Origin of the sequence: Reichenbachiella sp. MSK19-1 (genome assembly GCF_003590315.1) — a bacterium.
In the GTDB taxonomy this organism is placed as follows: Bacteria; Bacteroidota; Bacteroidia; order Cytophagales; family Cyclobacteriaceae; genus Reichenbachiella; species Reichenbachiella agariperforans.
In genome coordinates, this window is the sequence record NZ_MIER01000015.1 from 928,038 (window position 1) to 937,862 (window position 9,825).

Here is a 9,825-nt window from a genome sequence, read left to right on the forward strand (position 1 = left end):
TATAAACTGTGGAGTGAACTATATTCGGTTGTTGGCAACCATTTAGAATGAAAATAGAAAAGAAAGATATCCCAATTTTAAAAGGTTTATTGTCAGAATTGATTAAGCCAATAAATAGCAATGGAATTGATTTTGACAGCTTACCAAAGGATTTTAAGCAAAATTTCAATAATAATAATAATGATTTAGATACTGAATTCAGAAGATTTGCAAATATTTTTGACAAAGCAGAGGCAGGAAAATTTGAACAGTCTCAAACTGGATGGGCTTTGATTTTAAGGACATCCAATTCTTATGGTTTTGATTTTGATGATTATTTTAAAACCCAAAATAGAAAGGAAAGAAAGGCGGAATTGGATTTTCAAATTTCAAAAATAAAAGCCAAAACATTTATCCCAGTATTAATTTTAGGTTCTTTTGGTGGAATTTATAGTGGTATTAGCTTATTGAAAGATTTTGGAATTATCCCAAATAAAGAAATAGAAACCCAACAACAAGCTGATGAAATTCAAAATCAAGAATCAACTTTAATTAAAGACAACGAAACTATTGATAATTTGCAGAATAAGATTCTAAAGAATTCTGATACAATTAAATAGTTTTATAACTAGCTGATAAAAAACGGTTGCCAATCAAGTAGACGGCTGACGGTCAAATGACCGCCAGTGCGCCTCTCACACCACCCAGCGTACAGTTACCCTACAGGCCTGCTCGCAAGGGACCTCCGGTTCGTAGGAGTTTTCATCTTTCTAAAAGCAGTGCTTTCCAATACTTTAGATGCCCTGGAAGATTTTGCCACTTCGTCCAAAGTGTGAGCACATGCCTCATACATGGGCGATAGCGAAAATTAACATCTAATAAATCTACTTCAGACAAATTCAATCATACTTTTTCGTAAATTGTAATATGGATTTACAAACATCTAAAATAGAATTAGCAAAACTTATTTTAAACTTAGAGAATCCCTCTATTCTTCAAAAGATTAAGGACTTAATACAAAGTCAGTATGAAGATTTCGGAGAAGAATTAACAAAGTCTGAAACCGAAGAAATTGAAATTGCTTTAAATCTTCTAGATAAAGGAAGTAGAACCTCATTTGATGATTATTTGAAGAAAGTTTCTTGAGTAGTAAGCATACTATTTACTTATCTCCTGTTGCAGAATTAAAACTAGATAAACTCCTTGAATATCTAAATTCTGAGTGGGGACATCAATCTAAATCAAATTTTCTTAAAGATTTAGATTCAGCAATCCGAAGAATTGAAAAATTCCCTGAATCCTCTCCTAAAACTAATTTAATGGGCGGGTTTTACAAATGTGTTATTTCCAAACAAACATCTTTTTATTACAGAATTAAAGGACTTGATATAGAAATAATTACTCTTAGTGATAATCGACAAAATCCAAAAGAACTACTAAAGGAGATTAAAAAAAATCGCTAATCAAGTAGACGGCCGTGAACGATAAACCCAAGGTACATTGACCGTTTTTCAATACTGGACTATACAAGACCCAAAGCTTGCCTTACCATGGGCTCCAAGTAAGCTTTAGTTGAGGTGTGTGTTGCCTTACCTTATACTCCTAGTAAGCTTACCTTTTTGAGTATGCTCCCATCACTGCAATATACAACCCAAACCAAGCGGCCATCGGGGTATAAAACCAGAAATCAGCGAGTCGAAAAACCAAGTAAACGGGTTGCCTGACGATGAGACAATCGAATAGCCGTTTCAAAAGAATTGAACTTTTCAGGACAATAAAAGATAGCATTTTGGAAAAAGTTCTCCCCACGTTCGATCGCATTTCCATTGTCTATCGGTAGGGAACCTCTAGCCACATTTTGGTTATTGGCCAACCGATCCTTTATCTTCACCTAAACCCAAGGCTACCGCTGTAGCAATGGAGTACAACCCTACCCTATGAAAATACTACTAACAGGAGCTACAGGATACATTGGCAAACGACTGCTTCCCATTCTCGTGGAAGCTGGCCATGAGGTCATTTGCTGTGTCAGAGACCCTAAAAGATTCAATCCCCCTGCGTCACTGCATGGCAATATCTCCGTACTACAACTAGACCTACTGGATGAGGCATCACTAGCACATATCCCCGAGGACATAGATGCCGCATATTATCTGGTACACTCCATGTCCGCGTCAGCCGACTATCAGTCCCTCGAAGAGACATCCGCCATCCATTTCAGACAGGCACTGAATAGAACCCGTGTCCAGCATGTCATCTATCTCAGCGGGATAGTCAACGAATCAGAGCTCTCGAAACACCTCAGTTCTCGAAAAAATGTAGAAATAGAACTGAGCAAAGGGGACTACAGTTTCACTGCATTACGAGCAGGGATCATTATTGGCTCGGGCAGTGCCTCCTTCGAAATCATACGTGACCTGGTAGAAAAACTACCTGTCATGATCACCCCCAAGTGGCTCAACACCAAGTGTCAACCCATAGGCATCTCGGATGTCCTTGGTTTTCTCTCCAAGTCACTCTTCAACCCAAAAACCTATAACCAAAACTTTGATATCGGTGGGCCAGATGTATTGTCATACAAAAGCATGCTGCTGGAGTTTGGCCAAGCACGAAACCTTAAGCGTACCATCATCACTGTGCCCGTGATGACCCCAAAACTCTCCTCCTACTGGCTATACTTCGTCACCTCCACCTCCTACAAACTGGCCATATCCCTCGTCAACAGTATGAAAATAGAAGTGATCTGCCGTGACCATCAGCTCGCTGACATCCTAGGGATCAAGCCTATCAGCTATCAAGAATCCTTGGCCAAAGCCTTTCACAAAATCGAAAGCAACGAAATCCTGTCCAGTTGGAAAGATGCCTATTCGAGTAGCGGACTTAGCTTTAACATATCGGACTTTATTCAAGTCCCTTCCTACGGATGTTTCAAAGATGTAAGAACCCGTACCATCAAAGACCGAACCGCATGCATTCACAAAATATGGAGTCTAGGTGGAGAGACAGGGTGGTACTATGGCGACTGGCTATGGAGCCTAAGGGGCTTTATCGACAAACTCTCCGGGGGTGTCGGACTAAGACGAGGACGAACCAATCCCTCATCTATCAATGTCGGTGACACGATCGATTTTTGGCGCACCTTGTACGCCAACAAAACCGAAGGGCGGTTACTCTTATTTGCTGAGATGAAACTACCCGGCGAAGCTTGGCTTGAGTTCAAGATAGTGGACGATCAACTCATACAGACCGCTACTTTTAGACCCTTAGGTGTACTAGGACGACTGTACTGGTATGCAGTACTCCCCTTTCATGGATTCATCTTTAAAGGGATGATCACACAGCTCACTACACCTCCAGCTGTGCAGGGTTAGCTATTTTCGATACCACATGCATACCTGAGAGCAACAAGAGACAGAACTAAGCTAGATACCAAAAGCATGTCAGAAAGAAGTATTGTATGGTTTTAAGTCTCCCGACGTTTCTCAGCAAGCGCTCATCAGAATGTCAGCAACGCATCGACCTGCTCTTCGAGTAGACCATGATACAGCGTTGACAGTTTGTTTTCGGTCAGGTTCTTTTCGATATGGTATAGTTTGGGCTTTTGGGCGAGTACGTGCATGCCACAGTAGTTGAATATATCCGTAAGGTGACTCAGCGCTAGACCTGCCCCTTGTATCCCTGAAGACAAACCTACGAGAGCGGCTTTCTTACCTCGAAATGCATCAGGGTATTTCATCCCGTCGATGAAGGCTTTGAGTACACCAGGGAAAGAACCGTTGTACTCAGGTACGACGAAGATCATTTTTTGTGACTGTATGATCAGCTCACGAAAAGGGTTGAAGAGCTTATTCTTTCCAGCGTTTTCGTAGAGTGCCGTCGTGACAAAGTCCGTTGGCAAATCTTCCAAATAAATCACTTCCGCTTCTTGCCCTTTGTCTCTCAGGATAGATTGATAGATATGTGCTATTTTCTTCGATACAGAGTTTCTTCTGTTAGTACCGCTAATAATCGTGATCATGTAATACGCATAATAATTCAATGGCAAGTTAAAACCGAATTTACAATTCCTGCCTTTGGCCTTAGACAAAAGGCAAAAAAGCTGGTCAATGTACTTTGGCACCACCTATATCATACATATAAAGCATCACCCCCCTCATTCATCGTCTCATTAGAGGCCTCTATCGAAACAATTTCATTTTAGATCTAGATCACGGCAGATTTGAAACATCAAACAGCTAAAGTCCAATAAGAAATGATTTACTTGTGGTACAATACCGAAGAAAAACGCCTAAAAATGGGACAACGGGTAGACCTAAAAAATGACTATCTACACTATGACGAATCGAGTATATCGGTAGTCAACCAGCTAAAGTCTACTGAGCAATTTACGGCTATGAAAATTATTAAACGATTTGAGGAGATGAATACCTGCCTAAATTAGCATCACACGAATACCAAATTGCCCCAACTACTTTCTAGATTTGCACAGACATTCGTAGACGGTCTACCTTATTGAAAGAAACGATTTGCATCCCATAAATTATGTTTGATAGTTCTGATTACCCGAGACCACTAGACGAAATGCTTTTCAATACTTGGTTAGAAGAGGGCCGTTTGAGCAAAATCTCTTATCAATACCTCCTCATTGTCTGGGATGAGTTCGAGTCGAGCTATTCGCCAGTATATACCGAAGACCGAAACAGCATCTCTCAATACGAACCCTACGACAACTCGACAGGCAGAGAATCTCTCGTAGCAGTCTATGACTTATTCTCCGAATCAAGAATTTACATTGGTCAGTAAACCCGACCGTTGTATAGCCAATTTGAGTCATAGCCTGACTCATACATGAGTAGGGCATGCAACTAATACCTGACACTCCCCCACACTAAAACCGTTAGTTATTACCTTATTTTATGGTCATTAGACATATTGAAAACTATCTCTTCACATATTTTACTATATAGTGCTCTGATTGCTTTTAAACACACTACTTATTAGTAATATTCGCAATTAGTAGTAGGTAGAATCACTCATTAAAATCATTTATGAAGAGAAAAATTATGACAACATTGTTGCTGATTTCGTATGCAACAATGTCTGAGGTATGGGCTATGCCCGATGCCTCCCCCCCAACAGTTAGTTTCAACATCGATCACATCTGGGTATTGCTGTCCGCCGCGCTGGTATTTTTCATGCAAGCGGGCTTCAAGGCTTTTGAGGTCGGAATGGTCAGAGCCGAGCATGGCAATGCAGTTGCCATCAAAAACCTCATCGACTGGATCATCGGTAGTCTGATCTTCCTGTTTATCGGGTTTGGAATTATGTTTGGCAAATCTTCCTATGGGCTCATAGGTACTGATTTGTTTTTTGGGATCGGTGTACAGGACAACCCTGAAGGGTCAGGCCTAGGCACCATCTTTTTCCTATTCCAGATCGCCTTTGCGACCACCGCCCTGACGATCGTATCAGGAGCCATGTCAGAGCGTACGGGTTTTATCCCCTACATGACTGCCTCAGCGATCGTAGCTGTGGTCATCTATCCGGTCTTTGGACACTGGGTGTGGGGCAATCTGTTTTATGAAGACAATCCCGCTTGGCTAGCCGACTTAGGCTTTATCGATTTTGCTGGATCGACCGTCGTGCACTCGATAGGTGCATGGGTAGGACTAGTGGGTATATGGATCATCGGTCCACGGCTCGGCAGGTTCGATAGCCACGGAAACCCTAAGGAGTTCAAGCCCGCCAACTACTCCTACAGTGTCCTAGGACTACTCATCCTATGGCTCGGATGGTGGGGTTTCAACGGCGGTAGCCAGTTGGCGCTAGATGGAGCAGTAGGCGACATCATCCTCAATACCAACATCGCAGGAGCGGCGGCTGGTCTGGTTGCCTTCTTTCATTGCTATTGGTTTCAGAATAGAAAAGACCTGTACCCTAAGTTTCTCGGAGGAATCATAGGTGGGTTAGTTGCCATCACAGCTTGCTGTGCCAATGTCAACCACTTCGGCGCATTAGCAGTCGGTCTCACGGCTGGACTCGTCCACAACTATGGCTATGACCTCATCCTCTATAAGCTAAAACTGGACGACCCAGTAGGCGCCATTCCAGTCCATGGATTCTGTGGCGTGTGGGGTACGCTGTGTGTGGCTTTGTTCGGGCAATTCGGTCCAGAAACTTCCAGACTAACACAGCTGGGCATACAAGCACTAGGTGTATCAGTCGCTTTTGTTTTTACCATCACGGTTTCCTATGTCATGTTCACGCTACTCAAGAAAACCATAGGTCTGCGTGTCTCTCCTGATGAGGAAAAGTATGGTATCATCATCGGAGGTGAGGCCAATATGGGCGAAGAAGAGGAAGAGATGGAAATGAGCGAAGAAGAGTTGCTCCAATTGATGAAATAAGTAGAACCGAGAAAAAATCACGATATGACCGTACACCAAATATCAATCAAAATAAAATCAGGATACGACCTGATCAGTGTAGAAAAATACCGCGAAATCCGTCCCATAGAACGGGTACAATTGGTCTCACAAAAGAAGATCAAATTTCTGGATGTAGAAGGTAACATGATCCCGACGCTCGCAGCGATCAAGGACATTAACAAAAACCTCCATCGCTAAGATGGACTCACTACTCTAATGAAAAAACACAGTGCAAGGCTACTCCAAGCCTTGCACTATTTGTTTTGATACATATCTAACATCCCCTCCAAAAGGATTTATCTATCCCTACCGGCCAATGTTAACCGCGTTTGTTTTTTTCGGAACTGAACGTCAGTTGTAGCTTAACCCGATGGGTTAAACGCTTACACTTAGTAAAATGCTATTTAGCACATTGATTACGACCTTTAAACTACCTTCTTTTTAACGTTTAACTCCTGAATTATACAATTCAGGATAAATTAGCATCATAGACACTATTCAGATCGCACTGATAATACCCCTACATGAAAGAGAAAACAATCGAGGAGTTTTGCCCCTCCAATCAACAAGAATGGCGACAATGGCTCCAAACCAACCATGTGGACAAAGACGCAGTATGGCTCATCTTCTATAAGAAAAAAGCGCAAATCCCTACCATTACTTGGAGCCAATCAGTAGATGAGGCACTATGCTTTGGCTGGATAGATAGCGTAAAAAAAACCATCGACGAGACAAAATACATACAGTACTTTAGCAAACGAAAAGCCAACAGTATCTGGTCAAAGATCAACAAGGACAAAGTAGAACTCTTGATCAAGGAAGGTCTAATGACAGATGCAGGGCTTCAGTGTATCGAGATAGCCAAACAAAATGGGTCATGGACGATCCTAGATGAAGTAGAAAATCTCGCCATACCCAAAGACTTAGACCAAGAACTAAAAAAGACAACTGGCGCCATGGACTACTTTCTAAGTCTAAGTAAATCAGCGAGAAAAAGTCTATTGCAATGGGTCATCTTAGCCAAAAGACCTGAGACTCGACAAAAAAGAATCACAGATATCGTAGAAAGTGCAGGGCAAAAGCGCAAACCTAAAGCATTTAGCTAGCCCACAAAATTCAACCCCAGCATACCAATATCCTCTCATGAGAACAATCAAAACGAGTACCCTATGGCAAAGTTGAGGATAGAATCTCGGAGATCAAATGTGAGTCGTTCACCAGCAGGCAGACTTGGGTTTTTGAGTGGGGTAGCGAGATCAAGGCGGATCACAAAACCTTGTAGATCGACCCTCAGACCGACCCCTGCTCCCACAGCCAGTTCACTCAGGAACTGTGACGAAAAACGTCCTCCTGGCAATTCATCATTCTCTTTAATCAACCAAACGTTCCCTGCATCCACGAACCACGCCCCTTTCAAAAATGAAATCAATGGGAAGCGATGCTCGACATTGGCCTCTATGCGGATATCTCCTGACTGATCGAAAAAACTATCGGTCTGAGCATCGTCAGGACTGGTCGTTCCTGGTCCCAAAGACCGTATGCGAAAGGCTCGCACACTATAAGGCCCTCCCGAAAAGAACTGCTTGGAATATGGCATAGTGACCGAGTTGCCATAGGCATAACCCACGCCCCCAAACACCCGTCCAACGAGCACCTGGGATCGCCCAAAACGATAATGATTCTGAATATCCATATCGATTTTAGCATACTGCGCATACGCTAACCCTAAAAAATCACTACTTCCACCATCCTCCTGTCCAGCGAAGAGATCTACCATGTTGCCTGCTATGTCTACATTCACTTTCATCAGCAGTGCGTTGGGTTTCTTGGAGTCTACCAGCTCATTGTACACGAAGGTATAGGTCAGCCCTGCAATAAACTGCTGCTCAAAACTGGTCTTGAGAAAGGTGTTTTCATCTAGGATGTCTTGAAACCTACTCGTCACATGGGTCAGGTTCACATAGTTGATGCTAATCGGATTAATCTGGTGAAACACCCGTCTGTTGCCTTGCCAAGCATAGCCAAAAGTCCCGAGATATGAGATCAGTCGGTAATAGCTACTCCTATCCAGAAAATCCATACCCATAGCCACTTTCGTCTTAGGAATCGAATATTTGAACCGTCCAGTATATCGCCCAGGAAAGATGAGTCTTGGAAAAATCAGCTCCACATTACCCCCTAACTGAGTACTCGTCAACCCTTCGTTACTCCCATTGAGCACTTGCGCTTCATAGCCCACCTTTGCCGAGACATTGATTTTCTCTCCCCCTGCGAAAAGATTGCGGTCGCTATAGGTCAGAGACAAAGCTGGACCCGTGAAGTTATTGGACTGCATGACCGCTTGCAATTCGGCCCGCACCGCACGTTTGCTCAGCGGTGAAAGGTAGATTTTGGTATCTAAAAACCCTTGCTGAGAAGTACTATCAATGGGCTGCTCTTCAAAATCAATATTGACATACTTGTAGGTATTGAGCGAGGAGAGTCTACGGCTGGTGAATTTGGCATTGGTCGGGTCATACCCCTGCCCTTGTGCTAATACGATGTGATCGGACAGCCGATTGGGCTTAAAGAAAATCCCCTCCTGTACATACGCTGTACTATCGAGCATGACGGTATCTTCTACCGCATCCTCGTCTACCGAATAGTTCGGATAGACTGTCAGACTACTAATCTCATAGGGAATAATGGATGCATGAGGCACATCCTTTTTCAGTCGCAGATAGAGATTGAAATTCTTGTCTCCGATCTGATTGGTGTCTGCTTCGAAGATGAGCAGCTTCTGACTAAAGTTATAATACCCCTGAGACTTTAGGTAGGTGTCGATACGCTCCCGCTCGGTAGTCAGTGCATACAGATCAAAACGTGAACCTGAGTCGAGCAACGTTTTCTCCATGGATTCGGCGATCACCTTATATATTGGGAGGCTGTCAGCACTGAGAATGTATTCGCGCAACTTATATGGCGTTTGCATCTCGACGCTATATTTCACCTGAGCAGTGTGGCGACCTATTTTCTCTTCACTCTTGATGTAGTTTTTGAAGTACCCTCGGTTTTCGAGACGGTTTTCTATCAATTCTTCGGTTCGGTTTGTTTTCACATCGGAGAGATAGACTGGCTCCTCTCCTATTTTTTTATTGATGAAACGAACGACAAAATCATCTTTATCATTTTCTACCAGATAATGCGCCATCAGACCGACCCTACGCCCAAGAATCTTCTTATTGGGTTTTGGCCTCAATAGTTCTTCGAGTTCTCTGTCCAGTGCTCGCTTGTTTTTCTCGCCATCAGGCGCCTTGAGAGCAATCGATCCTCCTGTATACAACCGCTCATTCTCTGGCACATAACGCATCACTGTACATCCTTCTATGATGAGTAAGATGAAGAGTAAATAGCTATATGTTTTGAGCTTTGTCGTCAT

Annotated in this window: 11 protein-coding genes; 9 read left to right on the forward strand and 2 right to left on the reverse strand. The window is 43.0% G+C overall.

The features are described 5' to 3' along the window. The first annotated feature begins 47 nt into the window (after nt 1-47). From BGP76_RS11720 to BGP76_RS11735, 4 genes are all read left to right on the forward strand, one after another. Entirely contained in the window at nt 48-599 is a 552-nt protein-coding gene (locus BGP76_RS11720; protein WP_119844798.1) for a hypothetical protein, read from the forward strand. Nucleotides 600-906: 307 nt separating this feature from the next. Then, entirely contained in the window at nt 907-1,125 is a 219-nt protein-coding gene (locus BGP76_RS11725; RefSeq protein WP_073122175.1) for a hypothetical protein, read from the forward strand. Next, nucleotides 1,122-1,442: a type II toxin-antitoxin system RelE/ParE family toxin gene (locus BGP76_RS11730; RefSeq protein WP_084190497.1), complete on the forward strand. Its 321-nt coding sequence runs from the start codon at nt 1,122-1,124 to the stop codon at nt 1,440-1,442. The genes BGP76_RS11725 and BGP76_RS11730 overlap by 4 nt, the downstream gene beginning before the upstream one ends. 474 nt (nt 1,443-1,916) lie before the next feature. Beyond that, nucleotides 1,917-3,350 (forward strand): SDR family oxidoreductase, encoded by a 1,434-nt coding sequence (locus BGP76_RS11735; RefSeq protein WP_119844799.1) that lies wholly within the window; start codon nt 1,917-1,919, stop codon nt 3,348-3,350. 125 nt (nt 3,351-3,475) lie between these two features. On the opposite strand, the gene BGP76_RS11740 is transcribed toward BGP76_RS11735, so the two are convergent. Beyond that, entirely contained in the window at nt 3,476-3,997 is a 522-nt protein-coding gene (locus BGP76_RS11740) for an NADPH-dependent FMN reductase (protein WP_119844800.1), read from the reverse strand. 234 nt (nt 3,998-4,231) lie between these two features. On the opposite strand from BGP76_RS11740, the gene BGP76_RS11745 reads away from it, so the two are divergent. The 5 genes from BGP76_RS11745 to BGP76_RS11765 all read left to right on the forward strand — a co-directional run bounded on the left by BGP76_RS11745 (nt 4,232) and on the right by BGP76_RS11765 (nt 7,513). Beyond that, complete coding sequence (locus tag BGP76_RS11745) at nt 4,232-4,420, forward strand: hypothetical protein (RefSeq protein ID WP_073122179.1); 189 nt, start codon at nt 4,232-4,234, stop codon at nt 4,418-4,420. A 101-nt stretch (nt 4,421-4,521) separates the two neighbouring features. Then, the gene (locus BGP76_RS11750; protein ID WP_119844801.1) at nt 4,522-4,782 is read left to right on the forward strand and encodes a hypothetical protein; all 261 of its coding nucleotides are present in this window, start codon (nt 4,522-4,524) and stop codon (nt 4,780-4,782) included. A 245-nt stretch (nt 4,783-5,027) separates the two neighbouring features. Next, a complete protein-coding gene (locus BGP76_RS11755; RefSeq protein WP_119844802.1) occupies nt 5,028-6,386 on the forward strand; it encodes an ammonium transporter in 1,359 nt (452 codons plus the stop codon). Between the two features lie 24 nt (nt 6,387-6,410). Beyond that, nucleotides 6,411-6,605, forward strand: coding sequence for a hypothetical protein (locus tag BGP76_RS11760; protein WP_073122184.1), 195 nt, complete (start codon nt 6,411-6,413; stop codon nt 6,603-6,605). 326 nt (nt 6,606-6,931) lie between these two features. Then, nucleotides 6,932-7,513, forward strand: coding sequence for a YdeI family protein (locus BGP76_RS11765; protein WP_073122186.1), 582 nt, complete (start codon nt 6,932-6,934; stop codon nt 7,511-7,513). A gap of 47 nt (nt 7,514-7,560) precedes the next feature. Here BGP76_RS11765 and BGP76_RS11770 read toward each other — a convergent pair whose 3' ends face one another. After that, nucleotides 7,561-9,825, reverse strand: a complete 2,265-nt coding sequence (locus tag BGP76_RS11770) for a BamA/TamA family outer membrane protein (RefSeq protein ID WP_119844803.1) — start codon at nt 9,823-9,825, stop codon at nt 7,561-7,563.